The following is a 16,703-nucleotide window of genomic DNA, read 5'->3' as shown; positions in this document are numbered from 1 at the left end:
CGGCGTCACAGCACAGGGAAAGGTGCGAGGTAGGGGCCGATGCACATCGTCATCATGGGGTGCGGGCGGGTGGGTTCCGCGCTCGCACAGACCCTGGAGAGCCAGGGTCATACGATCGCGGTGGTCGACCAGGACCCGACCGCCTTCCGCCGCCTGGGCTCCGGCTTCGGCGGCCGCCGGGTCACCGGGGTCGGTTTCGACCAGGACACCCTGCGCGAAGCCGGGATCGAGGAGGCGGGCGCCTTCGCCGCCGTCAGCAGCGGCGACAACTCCAACATCATCGCGGCCCGGGTGGCCCGCGAGATGTTCGGCGTGGAGAACGTCGCGGCCCGGATCTACGACCCGCGCCGCGCCGAGGTCTACCAGCGCCTGGGCATCCCGACGGTCGCCACCGTGCGCTGGACCGCCGACCAGATGCTGCGCCGGCTGCTGCCCTCCGGGGCCGAGCCGCTGTGGCGCGACCCGAGCGGCGGCGTCCAGCTCGCCGAGGTGCACACCTCGCCGTCCTGGGTGGGCCGCAAGATCAGCCAGCTCCAGGAGGAGACCGGCGTACGGGTCGCCTTCCTCACCCGGCTGGGTGAGGCGATGCTGCCGACGTCGCAGACCGTGCTTCAGGAAGGCGACCTGGTGCACGTCATGATGCGCACCGACGAGGTCGAGAAGGTGGAAGCGGTGTTCGCCGAAGGGCCCGAGGAGGCGCACGCATGAGGGTCGCGATCGCGGGCGCGGGCGCGGTGGGCCGGTCCATCGCGGGCGAGCTGCTGGAGAACGGGCACGAGATCCTGCTCATCGACAAGGCGCCGACGGCGATCTCGGTCGAGCGGGTGCCGCTGGCGGAGTGGCTGCTGGCCGACGCCTGCGAGATCACCTCGCTGGACGAGGCCGCGCTCCAGCGCTGCAACGTCGTCATCGCGGCGACCGGCGACGACAAGGTCAACCTGGTCGTCTCGCTGCTCGCCAAGACCGAGTACGGCGTGCCGCGGGTGGTGGCCCGCGTCAACAACCCCAAGAACGAGTGGCTGTTCAACGAGGCGTGGGGCGTGGATGTCGCCGTCTCCACGCCGCGCCTGATGTCGGCGCTGGTCGAGGAGGCGGTGAGCGTCGGCGACCTCGTACGGCTGCTGCGCTTCAGCCACGGCGACGCCAACCTCGTCGAGCTGACGCTGCCCCCGGAGGCGGCGCTGGCCGGCACCCGGGTCGGTGACGTCGAGTGGCCGGAGGACACCTCGCTGGTCACGATCATCCGCGGCAACCGGGTGCTCACCCCCAACAAGGAGGACGCGCTGGAGGCCGGTGACGAGCTGCTGTTCGTGGCGGCCCAGTCGCGCGAGGAGCAACTGGAGGACCTGCTGTCGGTACGCCGCGAGGCGTGACCGCGGGCGGCGGGTGACACACGACGCCGGAGGGCCCGGGAACCAGGTGGTTCCCGGGCCCTCCGGCGTCGTACGGGTTCCGGGGTGGCGCCACGTGCCGTCGTATCGGCTGCCGGGCGCCGTGTGACGCACCGGCGGTCCACGGGTGGCGGCCGTGTGCCGTACCGGGCGCGCGGATGGCGCCACGCGCCGTACCGGGCCCGCCGGTGGCGCCGCCTGCCGTCGTCCGGCCGCGGCGCCCGTGCCGCGCCGTCAGCCCCGGTGCCGCGGTGCCCGGCCCGGCGGCTCGGCGGCCATCGCCTGCGGCGTGACGTCCTGGTAGAGGTCGTCGGCGACCCGGTCCAGGACCTCGCTCTCGGCGGCCTGGCGCTCCCGCTCCGCCTTCGTCTCCTCCTCGGCCTTCTCCTTGGCCTCCAGCTCCGCGAAGACGTCGATCGGCGCCGGCGCCTTGGCCAGGAACACCCAGGTCAGCCAGACCGCCAGCAGGAACGGCGGGATCTTCAGCGCGATCAGCACCCAGCCCAGGTGCGTGGTGTCCGCCCACCAGTACAGCGGGAAGAGGATCGCGCACTTGGCGAGCAGGATCGCGCCCCAGGCGTAGCTGGCCTTGGCGTACGCCTTCTTGCGGCCCGGGTTGCGGGTGCGCCAGGAGAGGTTCTCCTTGAACACCGGCCCCAGGATCAGGCCGATCAGCGGAGCGCCGGCCAGCGTGGTGACGATGTAGGCGACGCCCAGCCCCAGGGTGTAGAGCATCCCGGGCAGGTAGAAGTCCTTGGCGTTGCCGGTCATCATCGCGAAGACCACGCCGAAGGCCACCCCGAAGACGCCGCTGAAGGCGTGCTTGACGGTGTCCTTGCGCACCAGGCGGGCGGCGGCCAGCACCAGCGAGACCGCCAGCGCGGCGATCGCGGAGATGTGCAGGTCCTTGTTGACCGTGTAGATCGTGACGAACAGCAGGCCGGGCAGCACGGTCTCGACCATGCCGCGCACGCCGCCGAAGGCCTCGAACAGGGCGGCCTCGGTGACGGCTCTGCCGTCCGCCGCGGGGTCCTGCTCCTGGGCCGGCTCGCCGGCCGGTCCGTTGATTCGGTTCGGTCGGTCGTCAGACGTCACCGGCTACTCCTGTCCGAGTGGTCGGAGTTCGTATTTCGGATTGAACAGCACCCGGCGTCCGTGGCTCAAGGAGATCCGGCCGGAGGCGATGAGCTTGCGGCCCGGCTCTATGCCGGTGATGGCACGCCGGCCGAGCCACACCACGTCCAGTGCGGCGGAGCCGTCGAACAGCTCCGCCTCCAGGGCGGGCACACCGGCGCGCGGTCGCAGCGTCACATGCCGCAGGGTGCCGGTGACCTTGACTATCTGCCGGTCGTCGCAGTCGCAGATGCGGGTACAGCCCGTGGCCTGCGCGTCCTGTTGCAGCTCGGCGGACTCCAGCTCCTCCTCGGAGGAGGACAGCCTGTCGAGCATCCGGCGGAAACGGCCTGCCGGCTTCTCGGATCGGGTCCCAGCGCTCATGAGGCCAGCGTACCGGTGTACGGGGCCCGGGATCACGGCCCCGCTCGCCGCCGTACCGCCCGGTCGCCCGGGCCCGGGGTCACTGTTCGAAGCGGTAGCCCATACCGGGCTCGGTGACGAAGTGCCGGGGGTGCGAGGGATCGCTCTCCAGTTTCCGGCGAAGCTGCGCCATGTAGACCCGCAGGTAGTTGGTCTCGGTGCCGTACGACGGGCCCCAGACCTCCTGGAGGAGCTGCTTCTGGCTGACGAGACGGCCCGTATTGCGGACCAGGACTTCCAGCAGATGCCACTCGGTCGGCGTAAGGCGCACGTCCCGGCCGTCGCGGTTGACCTTCTTCGCGGCCAGGTCGACGGTGAAGCCCTCGGTCTCCACGACCACCTCGTCCTCGGCGGGCCCGGTCGGCTCGGCGCGGCGCACCGCGGCCCGCAGCCGGGCCAGCAGCTCGTCCATCCCGAAGGGCTTGGTGACGTAGTCGTCCGCCCCGGCGTCCAGCGCCTCGACCTTCTCGTCGGAGGTCTGCCGGGCGGAGAGCACCAGGATCGGCACCCGGGTCCAGCCGCGCAGCCCCTTGATCACCTCCACGCCGTCCATGTCGGGCAGACCGAGGTCCAAGACGATCACGTCGGGGTGGCGGGCGGCGGCCAGCTTCAGGGCGGTGGCCCCGTCGGGGGCGGCGTCGACCTCGTACTTGCGCGCCTTCAGGTTGATCACGAGGGCCCGTACGATCTGCGGCTCGTCATCGACCACAAGCACCCGGTTCACTGTCGTTCTCCTCGTGGTGGGGAAACCCGCCGGGCCGTGCCCGCGGGGTGTCGGCTGGATGGCGGCTCCAGGGGGCCGGGGGACGTCACGGGCGGTGCCGCCGCGTCGGCGGCGGGGCGTCCGTTCACGTCGTCGCCTGGGCCGGGAGGTCGGGCCGCGCCGGCGGCCCGCCGGGCGCGGCGCGCAGCGTGAGAACCATGGTCATGCCCCCGCCGGGGGTGTCCTCGGCGGCGAGCGTGCCGCCCATCGCCTCCGCGAAGCCGCGGGCCACGGCGAGGCCCAGGCCCACGCCCGCGCCGCGCGGGGCGTCCCCGTACCGCTGGAAGGGCTCGAAAATACGGTTCTTGGCGCTGTCCGGCACCCCGGGGCCGCGGTCGGCGATCCGCAGTTCGACGCGGTCGCCGAGCGCGCTGGCGGACACCAGCACGCGCTCGCCCTCCGGGCTGTACTTGACGCCGTTCTCGACCAGGTTCGCGACGGAGCGCTCCAGCAGCCCCGGGTCCACGGCGACGATCGGCAGTTCCTCGGGGATGTCCAGGGTGACGCTGCCCTCGGGGACGCCGCCGAGCGCCATCGGCACCACCTCGTCCAGGTCGATCTCGCGGATCAGCGGGGTGACCGTACCGGTCTGCAGGCGGGACATGTCCAGCAGGTTGCCCACCAGGTGGTCCAGCCGGTCGGCGCCCGCCTCGATGCCCTCCAGCAGCTCCGCCTCGTCCTCCTCGGACCAGGCCACGTCGTCGGAGCGCAGCGAGGTCACCGACGCCTTGATGCTCGCCAGCGGCGTTCGCAGGTCGTGGCTGACGGCGGCCAGCAGCGCCGTACGGATGCGGTTGCCCTCGGCCAGCTCGCGGGCCCGCTCCGCCTCGCCGACCAGCCGCTGACGGTCCAGTACGACGGCGGCCTGCGCGGCGAAGGCGGCCAGCACCCGGCGGTCCTCGGCGGGCAGCACCCGGCCGGTCAGCGCCAGCGCCATGTGGTCGCCGACCGGCATGTCCACGTCCGCGTCCTCGGGCCGTTGCAGCGGCTTGGCGTCCGGGGCGCCGTCCGCGGCGCCGCCGACCCGGCCCGCGCAGGTCCACGGCTCGACGTCGCCGGCCCGCTCCAGCAGCGCGACGGAGTCCATGCCGAACGTCTCCCGTACCCGCTCCAGCAGCGCGTCCAGCGTCGTCTCGCCGCGCAGCACGCTGCCCGCCAGGAAGGAGAGGATCTCCGACTCGGCGCGCAGCCGCGCCGCCTGGTGGGTGCGGCGGGCGGCCAGGTCGACGACGGAGGCGACCGAGACGCCGACCGCGAAGAAGATCAGGATGGCGACGATGTTCTTGGGGTCGGCGATGGTGATCGAGTGGGTGGGCGGGGTGAAGTAGAAGTTCAGCAGCACCGACCCGACCGCGGCCGCGGCGAGCGCCGGCAGCAGCCCGCCGAGCAGCGCGGCGGCGACGGTCAGGAAGAGGAAGAGCAGGACGTCGTTGGCCAGCCCCGGGCCGTTGTCGATGGCGGTGAGCAGCACCGACAGCAGGACGGGCGCGATGGCGCCGACCAGCCAGCCGGCGATGATCCGGGACCGCCCGAGCCGGGCGCCGCGCGCCACGGGCAGACCGCGCCCCTTGGCGACCTCGTCGTGCGTGACGATGTGGACGTCGAGGTCGGGACCCGAGTCGCGGGCGACGGTGACGCCGACGCCCGGCCCGAAGACGTACTGCCACGTCTTGCGGCGGCTGGAGCCCAGCACGATCTGCGTGGCGTTGACCCCGCGCGCGAACTCCAGCAGCGCGTCCGGTATGTCGTCCCCGATGACGTGGTGGAACGTACCGCCGAGGTCCTCGACGAGGGTGCGCTGCACGGCGAGTTCCTTGGGTGAGGCGGAGGTCAGCCCGTCGCTGCGCGCGATGTAGACGGCGAGGACCTCGCTGCCCGAGCCCTTGGCCGCCATCCGGGAGGCGCGGCGGATGAGCGTACGCCCCTCGGGGCCGCCGGTGAGGCCGACGACGATGCGCTCGCGCCCGGCCCAGATCTTGGAGACGCTGTGCTCGGAGCGGTACTGCTGAAGATATTCGTCCACCCGGTCGGCCACCCACAACAACGCCAGCTCCCGCAGAGCCGTCAGATTGCCCGGCCGGAAGTAGTTCGACAGCGCGGCGTCCACTTTGTCCGGCTTGTAGATGTTGCCGTGCGCCATCCGGCGCCGGATCGCCTCCGGCGACATGTCGACCAGCTCGATCTGGTCGGCCCGGCGGACGATCTCGTCCGGCACGGTCTCGCGCTGCCGCACGCCGGTTATCGACTCGACGACGTCACCCAGCGATTCGAGGTGCTGGATGTTGACCGTGGAGATCACGTCGATCCCCGCCTCCAGCAGCTCCTCGACATCCTGCCAGCGCTTGGTGTTGCGGGAGCCGGGCACGTTCGTGTGCGCCAGCTCGTCGACGAGCGCCACGGCCGGCTTCCGGAGCAGCACCGCGTCCACGTCCATCTCGGTGAAGGCCGAGCCCCGGTACTCCAGCTCCACCCGCCGGGTCTGCTCCAGGCCGTGCAGCATGACCTCCGTACGGGGCCGGTCGTGGTGCTCGACGAACGCCACGACGATGTCCGTACCGCGCTCCGCCCTCCGGTGCGCCTCGGACAGCATCGAGTACGTCTTGCCGACGCCCGGTGCAGCGCCGAGATAGATCCGTAGCTTGCCGCGTGCCATGGCCCCATTGTCTTACGTGAAGGCCGCCCCCACCGGGCTGAACCTGAGCCGACCCTACCGACCCCGCACCCTCATAAAAGCCGCAGGTGACGGCTTTGGGCCAGGTCTTGACGGGACTCTGATACGGGGGCCGGGCCGACCGGCGCGGGCCCGCCGCGGCCGGTTCCACGCCCCGGACCTGCGGTCGCTCACCCCTGCACGCCGGGGGTGGCGTACGGCCGGCGGGGACACCGGCTGACCCCACCCGCCCCGCTCCCCGGCTCCGGCTGCCGCCGCGCCCGGAACCCTGTTGGCCCTCCCCCTCCGAATCCCCGAACATGGCAGCCATGACCGGCATACACCCCCGCCTCGTCCACACCGCGGAACTCGACGCCCGTACCCGCGCCGCGGCCAGGACGCTCCTCGACGACGCCTTCGAGGGCGACATGTCCGAGGAGGACTGGGACCACGCGCTGGGCGGCGTGCACGCCCTGGTCCGGGAGGGCGACGAGCTGATCGGCCACGCCAGCGTCGTCCAGCGCATGATGCTGCACGACGGCCGGCCCCTGCGGTGCGGTTACGTGGAGGGCGTCGGCGTCCGCGCGGACCGGCGCGGCAGGGGACACGGCGCCGCCATGATGACGGCCCTGGAGCGGGTGATCCGGCACGCCTACGACCTCGGGGCCCTGAGCGCCTCCGAAGGCGCCGCGGCCTTCTACACGGCCCGCGGCTGGCAACTCTGGCAGGGCCCGTCCGCCGTCCTCTCCCCGACCGGTCTGCGCCGCACCCAGGAGGAGGACGGCGCCGTCCACGTCCTCCAGGCCGGCACCCCGCTGCACCTGACGGGAGAGCTCGCGTGCGACTGGCGGAGCGGGGACGTGTGGTGACAGCGCCCGGACGGGGCGGCTCGGAGAACGGCGAGCGGCCCGCCCGTGGACCACGGGCGGGCCTGCCGCTTGGGGCGCGGGCCGGTGACGGCAGCCGGCGCCCTTGACTACGTGGCCAGTTCCTTGAGCCCCATGTTGAGCTTCAGGACGTTGACCCGGGGCTCCCCCATGAAGCCCAGCACCCGGCCCTCCGTGGTGTCCGCCACCAGGCGTGCGACCTTCGCGCGGTCCAGGTGGTTCTCCTTCGCCACCCGGTCGACCTGGAGCTTCGCGTACGCCGGGGAGATGTCGGGGTCGAGACCCGAGCCGGAGGAGGTGACGGCGTCGGCGGGGACCTCGGACTGCGGGACGCCGTAGGTCTCGGCGACCCACCGCTTGCGTTCCCTGACGGCGGCGATCAGGTCGGTGTTGCCGGCGCCCTGGTTGGTGGCGCCGGAGACCTGGAGGTCGTACCGGGTGTTGATGCCGTTGGTCTTGTTGCTGCCCAGGCCGGCGGACGGGCGCGGCTGGAAGTACCGCAGGTCCGGGACGGGGTTGCCCTTGCTGTCCTGGCCCTTGTCGTAGCGCTGGCCGAGGAGTTCGGAGCCGACGGTCCTGCCGTCCTGCCGTACCTCGGAGCCGTTGGCCTTGCCGTGGAAGGCGGCCTGGGCGACGCCGGTGACCACCAGCGGGTAGAGCACACCGCAGACCACGGTCAGGACGAGCAGGGCGCGCAGTCCGGCGCCGAGGAGGCGGGCGGTGTTGCGTACCGAGTTGTTCATGGAACGTCACCCGATTCCGGGGATCGCGGAGATGAGCAGGTCGATGAGTTTGATGCCGACGAACGGGGCGATCAGGCCGCCCAGCCCGTAGATGCCGAGGTTGCGGCGGAGCATCCGGTCCGCGCTCACCGGGCGGTAGCGGACGCCCTTGAGGGCCAGCGGTACGAGCGCGACGATGATCAGCGCGTTGAAGATGATCGCGGACAGGATCGCGGTCTGCGAGCTGTGCAGCCGCATGATGTTGAGGGTGTCCAGGCCCGGATAGGCCACCGCGAACATCGCCGGGATGATCGCGAAGTACTTCGCGACGTCGTTGGCGATCGAGAAGGTGGTCAGCGCGCCCCGGGTGATCAGCAGTTGCTTGCCGATCTCGACGATCTCGATGAGCTTGGTCGGGTTGGAGTCCAGGTCCACCATGTTCCCGGCCTCCTTGGCGGCCGAGGTGCCGGTGTTCATGGCCACCCCGACGTCCGCCTGGGCCAGGGCCGGCGCGTCGTTGGTGCCGTCGCCGGTCATGGCGACCAGCTTGCCGCCCGCCTGCTCGCGCTTGATCAGCGCCATCTTGTCCTCGGGGGTGGCCTCCGCAAGGAAGTCGTCCACGCCCGCCTCGTCGGCGATGGCCTTGGCCGTCAGCGGGTTGTCGCCCGTGATCATGACGGTCTTGATGCCCATCTTGCGCAGTTCGACGAAGCGTTCGCGCATGCCGTCCTTGACGACGTCCTTGAGGTGGATGACGCCGAGGACGCGGGCGCCCCGCTCGTCCTCCAGGGCGACCAGCAGCGGGGTGCCGCCGGCCTCGGAGATGCCGTTGGCCAGCCGGTCGGCGTCGTCGGCGACGGTGCCGCCCTGCTCCTCGACCCAGGCGATGACCGAACCGGCCGCGCCCTTGCGGACCTTGCGCACGGTGCCGTTCTCGGTCACGTCCACGCCCGACATACGGGTCTGGGCCGTGAAGGGCACCCATTGGGCGTCGGCCAGTTCGCCCTGGTGGCGTTCGCGCAGGCCGTACTTCTCCTTGGCCAGGATGACGATGGAGCGGCCTTCGGGGGTCTCGTCGGCCAGCGAGGAGAGCTGGGCGGCGTCCGCGACCTCGGCCTCGGTCACGCCCTTGACCGGGACGAACTCGGCGGCCTGGCGGTTGCCGAGGGTGATGGTGCCGGTCTTGTCGAGCAGCAGCGTGGAGACGTCACCGGCGGCCTCGACCGCGCGCCCGGACATCGCCAGCACATTGCGCTGGACCAGGCGGTCCATGCCCGCGATGCCGATGGCCGACAGCAGTGCGCCGATCGTCGTCGGGATCAGGCAGACCAGCAGCGCCAGCAGTACGATCATGGGCTGCTCGGCGCCCGCGTAGATCGCGAACGGCTGGAGGGTCACCACGGCCAGCAGGAAGACGATGGTGAGCGAGGCGAGCAGGATGTTCAGCGCGATCTCGTTCGGCGTCTTCTGCCGGGCGGCGCCCTCGACGAGGTTGATCATCCGGTCGATGAAGGTCTCGCCGGGCTTCGTCGTGATCTTGATGACGATGCGGTCGGAGAGCACCTTCGTACCGCCGGTGACCGCGGACCGGTCGCCGCCGGACTCGCGGATGACCGGAGCCGACTCGCCCGTGATGGCGGACTCGTCGACCGACGCGACGCCTTCGACCACGTCACCGTCGCCCGGAATGATGTCACCGGCCTCGCAGACGACGAGGTCGCCGATGCGCAGCCCGGTGCCGGGGACCCGGGTCTCCGTACCGCCCTCCAGCCGCCGCGCCACGGTGTCCGTCTTGGCCTTGCGCAGCGTGTCCGCCTGCGCCTTGCCACGGCCCTCGGCGACCGCTTCCGCCAGGTTGGCGAAGATCACGGTGAGCCAGAGCCAGACCGCGATGGCCCAGCCGAACCAGTCGGCGGGGGACGCGACGGCGAAGCACGTGGTCAGCACCGAACCGACCTCGACCACGAACATCACCGGGGACTTGACCATCACCCGGGGGTCCAGCTTGCGCAACGCGTCCGGCAGCGACCTGACCAGTTGCCCGGGGTCGAAGAGGCCGCCACCGACACGGCCGCCGCCGTCCGGCGGGTGCCCGCCGGGTAGGTCCTGGTGGGGCGCGCGGGTCGGGGTTGCGGTGGACATGGAGCGGCGCTCCTCTTGCTGTACGTCGTTTACGTCGGTGGTCATGACAGCCCTTCCGCGATCGGGCCGAGGGCCAGCGCCGGGAAGTACGTCAGGCCGGTGATGATCAGGATCGTGCCGACCAGCAGTCCCGCGAAGAGCGGCTTCTCGGTACGGAGCGTGCCCGCCGTCTCGGGGACCGGCTGCTGCTCGGCGAGCGAGCCGGCCAGAGCCAGGACGAACACCATCGGCAGGAAGCGGCCGAGCAGCATCGCGAGGCCGATCGTGGTGTTGTACCAGGGGGTGTTCGCGTTCAGGCCGCCGAAGGCCGAGCCGTTGTTGTTGGCGCCGGAGGTGAACGCGTACAGCACCTCGGAGAAGCCGTGCGAACCGGCACCCAGCGCCTTGGTGTTGAGCATCGAGCCCAGCGCGTCCGGCAGGACCATCGAGACGGCGGAGAAGCCGAGCACGAGGGTCGGGGTGACGAGGATGTAGCAGGCCGCGAGCTTGATCTGGCGGGTGCCGATCTTCTTGCCGAGGTACTCGGGCGTACGGCCGACCATCAGGCCGGCGATGAACACCGCGATCACGGCCATCACGAGCATCCCGTACAGACCGGAGCCGACGCCGCCGGGCGCGATCTCGCCGAGCATCATGCCCAGCAGTTGGATGCCGCCGCCGAAGGCCGTGAAGGAGTCGTGGAAGGCGTCCACGGCGCCGGTCGAGGTGAGGGTGGTGGCGACCGAGAAGATCGACGAGCCACCGATGCCGAAGCGGTTCTCCTTGCCCTCCATCGCGGCGCCGGCCGCCTGGAGCGCCGGGCCGCCGTGCGCGAACTCGGTCCACATCATCAGGGCGGTGAAGCCGAGCCAGATGATGCCCATCGTGGCCAGGATCGCGTACCCCTGCCGTACGTTGCCGACGATCCGGCCGAAGGTACGGGTCAGCGCGAACGGGATGACCAGGATGAGGAAGACCTCGAAGAGGTTGGTGAAGCCGTTCGGGTTCTCGAAGGGGTGGGCCGAGTTGGCGTTGAAGTAGCCGCCCCCGTTGGTGCCCAGCTCCTTGATGACCTCCTGGGAGGCGACCGCGCCACCGTTGGTCTGCTGGGTGCCGCCCATGAACTGCCCGACCTCGTGGATGCCGGAGAAGTTCTGGATCGCACCGCACGCGACGAGGACGAGCGCGCCGATGACGGCGATCGGTATCAGGATGCGCACGGTGCCGCGCACCAGGTCGGCCCAGAAGTTGCCCAGGTCGCCGGTACGGGTCCGGGCGAAGCCGCGTACGAGGGCGATCGCCACCGCCATGCCCGTCGCGGCCGAGACGAAGTTCTGCACCGCCAGGCCGGCCGTCTGCACGACGTGGCCCATGGCCTGCTCACCGCTGTACGACTGCCAGTTGGTGTTCGCGACGAACGACGCCGCCGTGTTGAACGCCTGGTCCGGGCTGATCGACGCGAAACCGAGCGACAGCGGCAGGCCGCCCTGGAGGCGCTGCAGCAGGTAGAGGAAGAGCACACCGGCCACGGAGAAGGCGAGGACGCCGCGCAGATAGGCGGGCCAGCGCATCTGCGCGTCCGGGTCGGCGCCGATGCAGCGGTAGATCACCTTCTCGACGCGCAGGTGCTTGCGCGAGCTGTACATGGCGGCCATGTGGTCGCCGAGGGGTCGGTACGCCAGGGCGAGCGCCGCGACGAGCGCGGTGAGCTGGAGCACGCCGGCCAGGATGGGGCTCATCGGGACGCTCAGAACCTCTCCGGGAAGACGAGGGCGAGGACCAGGTAGCCGAGCAGGGCGACGGCAACGATCAGCCCGACGACGTTCTCGACGGTCACAGCCTCGTCACCCCCTTGGCGACGAGGGCCACCAGCGCGAAGACCGCGAGCGTGGTGACGACGAAGGCCACGTCGGCCATCGTGTGCTCCTAGTGGGATCGGTGGAACGGACCCCTAGAGCAAACCCGCAACCTGACCGTTTACGACCACCGTTGACGCCTCCCTTACGGCCATTAGCGCCCCGTTGACGATTCTCATACGCCCCCCGCCCTGACCTGCAAAAACCCGATGGGCCGCACCTCCTCAAAAGGAGGCACGACCCATCGGGGCGCGGGTTTCCGGCCGCGTCGGCGCCCTCGGGGAGCGCCGCGCGTCAGCGGATTTCGGTGATTTCGGGGCCGCGTTCGAGGCGTTCGACGCCGCCGCCGAAGCGGGAGGTCTCCGCGGGCTCCTGCTGGACGCCGTCGGGGACCATCTGGGCGTCCTCGGGGAGCTTGAGGACGATGGGGTCGCGGGGGGCCATGGGGGCCTCGCCGCGGACGACCACGGTGTCCTTGAAGATGTGCTCCAGGATGCCGGCGGCCTCCGGCTGGACCGCGCCCTGGCCGGAGATGACGCCGCGCAGGAACCAGCGCGGGCCGTCGACGCCGACGAAGCGCACCACCTGGACGCCGTTGGTGCCGTCCGGGAGCTGTACGGGGACCTGGGCGCGCAGTTCCCAGCCCAGCGGGCCCTCGACCTCGTCGATGACACCGCCCTGCTGGGTGATCCCGACGCCGATCTCCTCGCGGACCTCGCCCCAGATGCCCTCCTTCTTGGGAGCGGCGAACGCCTGGAGCTGTACGGCGCTGTCCTGGAGGACGACGGTCGCCGCGACGATCGCGTCGCCCGCGACCTCCACGCGCAGTTCCATGCCCTCGACGCCGGGCACGAACATGCCGCCCAGGTCGACCCGCCCCTCGGCGGGGTCCGTGACCTCGGAGAGGTCCCAGGGGCCGTCGGGGCGCGGGGCCGGGGGCAGGTTCACCCGCCGCTCCTCCTCGCCGGGCCCGGCGGCCTCGTCCGCGGAGGTCTCGTCCGAGGCCGTCTCGTCGGCGGCTTCCGCTGCCTGGGCCGACTCTGCGGGAGCCTCGTTCTTCTTGCGACGTCCGAACACGTCACTGTCCTTCCCGGTCGGCACCGACCGATGCGTATCCATTCCCACCCGTGGAGCCGTCCACCGCCGCATGACCGCCGGTGGAACCGAATCCCCCCTCGGCCCGCGCCGAGCCGGGAAGTTCCGCCACCTCGTGGAAGCGCACCTTCTCGACCTGCTGGACGACCAGTTGGGCGATCCGGTCGAATCTCTCGAACCGCACGCTCTCGCGCGGGTCCAGATTGACCACGATCACCTTGATTTCCCCACGGTACCCGGCATCCACCGTCCCGGGGGCATTCACGAGTGCCACTCCGCACCGGGCCGCCAGGCCCGAACGGGGGTGCACGAACGCCGCGTACCCGTCGGGCAGCGCGATGGACACTCCGGTGGGAAGAACCGTCCGCTCCCCCGGCGCGAGTTCCGCCGCTTCGGTGGTCACCAGGTCGGCGCCCGCGTCACCGGGGTGGCCGTAGGCGGGCAGCGGCACCTCCGGGTCCAGACGCCGGATCAGCACATCCACCGGATTGCGTACCTGACTCACGGGTTCACCTCAAAAGCACGAGCTCGTCGGACCTGATCCGGATCGGCCATGGCGGCCTGGATCTCGGCCGGCCGTCCGTTGTCGATGAAGTGGTCGACCTTGACCTCGACGAAGACGGCGTCGGCGCGCACCGCGACCGGCCCCTCGGGCCCGCCGATGCGGCCCACCGCCGTCGAGTAGATCTTCCGGCCGTGGACGGCGGTTATCTCCGCGTCCAGGTGCAGCACCGTGCCGACCGGTACGGGGCGCAGGAAGTCGGTCTCCAGGCGGCCGGTCACCGCGATCACCCGGAGCAGCCAGTTCAGCGAGCCCAGCGTCTCGTCCAGGGCGGTGGCCAGTACGCCGCCGTGTGCGAGGCCGGGCGCGCCCTGGTGGGCCTCCTGGACCGTGAATTCGGCGGTCACCCGTACGCCGTCCTCGGCGCGGGCCCGCAACCGCAGGCCGTGGGCCTGCGCCGCGCCGCAGCCGAAGCAGTGGTCGTAGTGCGCGCCGAGGAGTTCTCCGGGCGCGGGGGCTTCGGGGTGCCGCACCGGGGCGGCGGCGTCGGCCGGTGGCGTCAGCCGCGTCGGGGCCTTGTCGGTTCCACTCACGAGTGCAGACCCTACCCGCGCGCGTAACCGGCCCGCGCCGCCGTGCCAAGCTGGAGCCATGCAGTCGTACGAAGAACGCCTCACCGCGCCCCGCTCCTGGTGGGTGATCGCCGGCCTGATCGGCGTGGCCTGCGCCCTGATGCTGCTCCCGCTGGGGACGCTGCCGATGCTCGGCGGGCTGATCGGCGGCGCGGCGCTGTCCGCGGTGGCGGTCAGTTCGTACGGCTCCGTTCGGATCCGCGTCGTGGGCGACTCGCTGATCGCGGGCGACGCCCGGATCCCGGTGGCGGCGCTGGGTGAGGCGCGGCCGCTGGATCCCGAGGAGGCGCTGGCCTGGCGTACGCACAAGGCCGACACCCGCGCCTTCATGCTGCTGCGCAGCTACATCCGTACCGCCGTGCGGGTGGAGATCACGGACCCGGCGGACCCGACCCCGTACGCGTACCTCTCGACCCGTGACCCGGAGCGCCTGGTGGCCGCGCTGGCGGCCGTACGGGCCTGAACCGCTCCCCAGGGGGCTGCGGGGGCGATCAGGGCGACGTCGGGCGGCACAGCGGCCTTCCCGAGCGTGTTGTGGCCGCCGCGGCACGGCGGTCCGGGGCGCTCAGCGGGCCTTCGGCGGCTGTCCGGCGCTTCGGGGTCGGCTCCGCCGGGCCGTTCGGCGTCTCCGGCGGGCCCTCAGTCGTTCCCCGGCGGCAGGGCCGTCGTCGGGGTTTCTTGCGGGGCGCCGGCGTCCGGGAGGGCGTCCCACGGCACCTGTCCGGCGCGCAGGTCCTTGCGGATCTTGTCCGCGAGCTTCTTGGTGTCCCGCCGGTTCATGAACGCGCCGACCGCGGCGCCGACCATGAACGGTGTCAGGTTCGGCAGGTTGCGCAAAGTGCGCTTCATGATCTGCTGGCGCAGTTCGCGTTTCATCTGGCCGCCCAGCGCCGCGTTGACCGTCGTGGGCTTGGTGACGTCGATGCCGCGTTCCTCGGTCCAGGACGTCAGGTAGGCGGTGGCGCGCTGTTTGAGGTTCCCCGGCGGGCGCAGGCCGTAGACCTCGTGCAGCTCGGCGATGAGCTTGATCTCCACGGAGGCCACGCCGACGATCTCGGCGGCGAGCTCGGCCGGCATGGCGGGCGGCACCGGCAGCATCGCCGCCGCGCCCACCCCCGCGCCGACGGTGGCGGTGCCTCGCGTGGCGCCGGAGACGAGTTTGTCGGCCAGTTCCTCGGGGGTCAGCCCGGGGAACTGCCGACGCAACGTCGCCAGGTCGCGGACCGGGATCCGCGGGGCGTTGTCGATGATGCGCTCGGCGGCGGCCGCCAGCCCCTTGCGGGCGCCCGCGCGGCCCTTCCTGGTGCCACGGCCCACAGCGGCCGCGAGCGAGGCCGCACGGCCTCGCTCCTTCGGTGCACCGGACGTCCGCTCCGGGGGCAGGGCGGTCGGGTCGGCGGGCACGGGCGCGTTTTCGTCGCGTGATCGTGCGCCGGCCGCCGGGCCTTTCTCGCCCTTGCGTCCCTTACGGAACGGGTTCACGCCTGCCATGGCGTCGACCGGTCCTCAGGCCGCGCAGTCGCGGCAGATCGGCTGGCCGTTCTTGTCCTCGGCGGCCAGTTGGCTGCGGTGGTGGACCAGGAAGCAGCTCATGCACGTGAACTCGTCCTGCTGCTTGGGCAGCACCCGGACGGCCAGTTCCTCGTTGGAAAGGTCGGCGCCGGGCAGCTCCAGGCCCTCGGCCTGCTCGAACTCGTCGACGTCGACGGCCGAGGCGGACTTGTCGTTCCGCCGCGACTTCAGTTCCTCGATGCTGTCCTCGTTGAGGTCATCATCTGTCTTGCGTGGGGTGTCGTAATCCGTAGCCATGTCGCTCTCCCCCTCTGGGTGTCTGCGGTGTCTCCAGCGCACGTAACGCGTGAGAGGCCGGACTTGTGCCCGACCTGAGGCGGAGATTTTGCCTCACATCAAGGTCTGTTACTCAATCGACACCCAACCGCACCCCTGAAGAGGTGATCGGTTTGGATGGCGATCAGGACCGTACACGGTCCGAATGTCGCACCTCGCGCACGCCATCACGTGTACTTCCCGTGATCAAGGCCCCTGGAAACCCGGATTTTCCCGGCTTTCCGCCGACTGTTTCGATCACGGAGAGTGGGTGGCCCGAATCTCGCGTCTGTGAGGGATCACACACGGACGGACGGTCGGACGGACCGCAGGAATTCAGCGCAAAGCGAACTCGGCGAAGGATCCCTGGCCGCCCGCCGTCACGTCAAGCCGGGGTGGTCGGCGTGCGGAGGGCGACCAAGAGTGCCAAGAGGTCGGGTCCCGGGTCAAAAAGGACAGCAGGACGGGCGGCGGGCCCTGGGCGAGGGCCGTGCCCCTCGCCCGCGCTCCCCGCCCGCCTGCGGCCCTCACAGCGGCAGGACGACCCGCATCTCCAGGCCGCCGCCCTCGCGGGGTGTCGCCGTGATGCTGCCGTCGTGGGCGCGCACCACGGACCGCACGATGGACAGGCCCAGGCCGACGCCCTTGTCGCTGCCGGTGCGTTCGGTGCGCAGGCGCCGGAAGGGCTCGAAGAGGTTCTCCACCTCGTAGGCCGGGACGG

Annotated in this window: 18 protein-coding genes; 4 read left to right on the top strand and 14 right to left on the bottom strand. The window is 71.3% G+C overall.

The features are described 5' to 3' along the window. Window positions 1-39: 39 nt before the first annotated feature. On the top strand, window positions 40-708 hold the full coding sequence (locus ACH4EB_RS34940) for a potassium channel family protein (protein ID WP_398352356.1): 669 nt from the start codon (window positions 40-42) through the stop codon (window positions 706-708). After that, window positions 705-1,373: a TrkA family potassium uptake protein gene (locus ACH4EB_RS34935; protein WP_030021240.1), complete on the top strand. Its 669-nt coding sequence runs from the start codon at window positions 705-707 to the stop codon at window positions 1,371-1,373. Before ACH4EB_RS34940 ends, ACH4EB_RS34935 begins: the two co-directional genes overlap by 4 nt. Window positions 1,374-1,625: 252 nt before the next feature. Here ACH4EB_RS34935 and ACH4EB_RS34930 read toward each other — a convergent pair whose 3' ends face one another. The 4 genes from ACH4EB_RS34930 to ACH4EB_RS34915 form a co-directional block, all read right to left on the bottom strand. Then, window positions 1,626-2,486: a DUF3159 domain-containing protein gene (locus ACH4EB_RS34930; RefSeq protein ID WP_398352355.1), complete on the bottom strand. Its 861-nt coding sequence runs from the start codon at window positions 2,484-2,486 to the stop codon at window positions 1,626-1,628. 3 nt (window positions 2,487-2,489) lie between these two features. Beyond that, a complete protein-coding gene (locus ACH4EB_RS34925; RefSeq protein WP_398352353.1) occupies window positions 2,490-2,888 on the bottom strand; it encodes an OB-fold nucleic acid binding domain-containing protein in 399 nt (132 codons plus the stop codon). Window positions 2,889-2,967: 79 nt separating this feature from the next. Beyond that, entirely contained in the window at window positions 2,968-3,651 is a 684-nt protein-coding gene (locus ACH4EB_RS34920; RefSeq protein ID WP_030021237.1) for a response regulator, read from the bottom strand. A 124-nt stretch (window positions 3,652-3,775) separates the two neighbouring features. Beyond that, window positions 3,776-6,343 (bottom strand): ATP-binding protein, encoded by a 2,568-nt coding sequence (locus tag ACH4EB_RS34915; protein WP_398352352.1) that lies wholly within the window; start codon window positions 6,341-6,343, stop codon window positions 3,776-3,778. A gap of 317 nt (window positions 6,344-6,660) precedes the next feature. Here ACH4EB_RS34915 and ACH4EB_RS34910 point away from each other — a divergent pair, with 317 nt between their 5' ends. Beyond that, a complete protein-coding gene (locus ACH4EB_RS34910; protein ID WP_398352350.1) occupies window positions 6,661-7,209 on the top strand; it encodes a GNAT family N-acetyltransferase in 549 nt (182 codons plus the stop codon). Between the two features lie 107 nt (window positions 7,210-7,316). Here the strand turns inward: ACH4EB_RS34910 and kdpC are convergent, their stop codons facing one another. From kdpC to ACH4EB_RS34875, 7 genes are all read right to left on the bottom strand, one after another. Further along, window positions 7,317-7,970, bottom strand: coding sequence for a potassium-transporting ATPase subunit KdpC (kdpC, locus tag ACH4EB_RS34905; protein ID WP_398352349.1), 654 nt, complete (start codon window positions 7,968-7,970; stop codon window positions 7,317-7,319). A gap of 6 nt (window positions 7,971-7,976) precedes the next feature. Next, on the bottom strand, window positions 7,977-10,091 hold the full coding sequence (gene kdpB, locus ACH4EB_RS34900; RefSeq protein ID WP_398352389.1) for a potassium-transporting ATPase subunit KdpB: 2,115 nt from the start codon (window positions 10,089-10,091) through the stop codon (window positions 7,977-7,979). Window positions 10,092-10,132: 41 nt separating this feature from the next. Next, entirely contained in the window at window positions 10,133-11,809 is a 1,677-nt protein-coding gene (gene kdpA / locus ACH4EB_RS34895) for a potassium-transporting ATPase subunit KdpA (RefSeq protein WP_398352347.1), read from the bottom strand. Between the two features lie 8 nt (window positions 11,810-11,817). Further along, window positions 11,818-11,907 carry a K(+)-transporting ATPase subunit F gene (gene kdpF / locus ACH4EB_RS34890; protein ID WP_073760453.1) on the bottom strand — a complete coding sequence of 30 codons (90 nt, stop codon included), beginning with the start codon at window positions 11,905-11,907 and terminating at the stop codon, window positions 11,818-11,820. Window positions 11,908-12,220: 313 nt separating this feature from the next. Further along, window positions 12,221-13,003 carry a DUF3710 domain-containing protein gene (locus tag ACH4EB_RS34885; protein WP_398352345.1) on the bottom strand — a complete coding sequence of 261 codons (783 nt, stop codon included), beginning with the start codon at window positions 13,001-13,003 and terminating at the stop codon, window positions 12,221-12,223. Window position 13,004: 1 nt separating this feature from the next. Then, complete coding sequence (dut, locus tag ACH4EB_RS34880; RefSeq protein ID WP_398352344.1) at window positions 13,005-13,526, bottom strand: dUTP diphosphatase; 522 nt, start codon at window positions 13,524-13,526, stop codon at window positions 13,005-13,007. Beyond that, the gene (locus ACH4EB_RS34875; protein ID WP_398352343.1) at window positions 13,523-14,116 is read right to left on the bottom strand and encodes a PaaI family thioesterase; all 594 of its coding nucleotides are present in this window, start codon (window positions 14,114-14,116) and stop codon (window positions 13,523-13,525) included. Before ACH4EB_RS34875 ends, dut begins: the two co-directional genes overlap by 4 nt. A gap of 58 nt (window positions 14,117-14,174) precedes the next feature. Here ACH4EB_RS34875 and ACH4EB_RS34870 point away from each other — a divergent pair, with 58 nt between their 5' ends. Beyond that, on the top strand, window positions 14,175-14,618 hold the full coding sequence (locus ACH4EB_RS34870) for a DUF3093 domain-containing protein (protein ID WP_398352342.1): 444 nt from the start codon (window positions 14,175-14,177) through the stop codon (window positions 14,616-14,618). 176 nt (window positions 14,619-14,794) lie between these two features. On the opposite strand, the gene ACH4EB_RS34865 is transcribed toward ACH4EB_RS34870, so the two are convergent. From ACH4EB_RS34865 to ACH4EB_RS34855, 3 genes are all read right to left on the bottom strand, one after another. Then, on the bottom strand, window positions 14,795-15,646 hold the full coding sequence (locus ACH4EB_RS34865; protein ID WP_398352341.1) for a hypothetical protein: 852 nt from the start codon (window positions 15,644-15,646) through the stop codon (window positions 14,795-14,797). Between the two features lie 15 nt (window positions 15,647-15,661). Next, window positions 15,662-15,964 (bottom strand): DUF4193 domain-containing protein, encoded by a 303-nt coding sequence (locus tag ACH4EB_RS34860; protein WP_003982531.1) that lies wholly within the window; start codon window positions 15,962-15,964, stop codon window positions 15,662-15,664. Window positions 15,965-16,509: 545 nt separating this feature from the next. After that, window positions 16,510-16,703: sensor histidine kinase (locus tag ACH4EB_RS34855; RefSeq protein ID WP_398352340.1), on the bottom strand; the 194-nt coding region annotated here is incomplete at its 5' end.

This window comes from Streptomyces sp. NPDC018045 (assembly GCF_044327445.1).
GTDB lineage: Bacteria > Actinomycetota > Actinomycetes > Streptomycetales > Streptomycetaceae > Streptomyces.
This window is presented reverse-complemented; position numbering and strand designations above follow the sequence as displayed.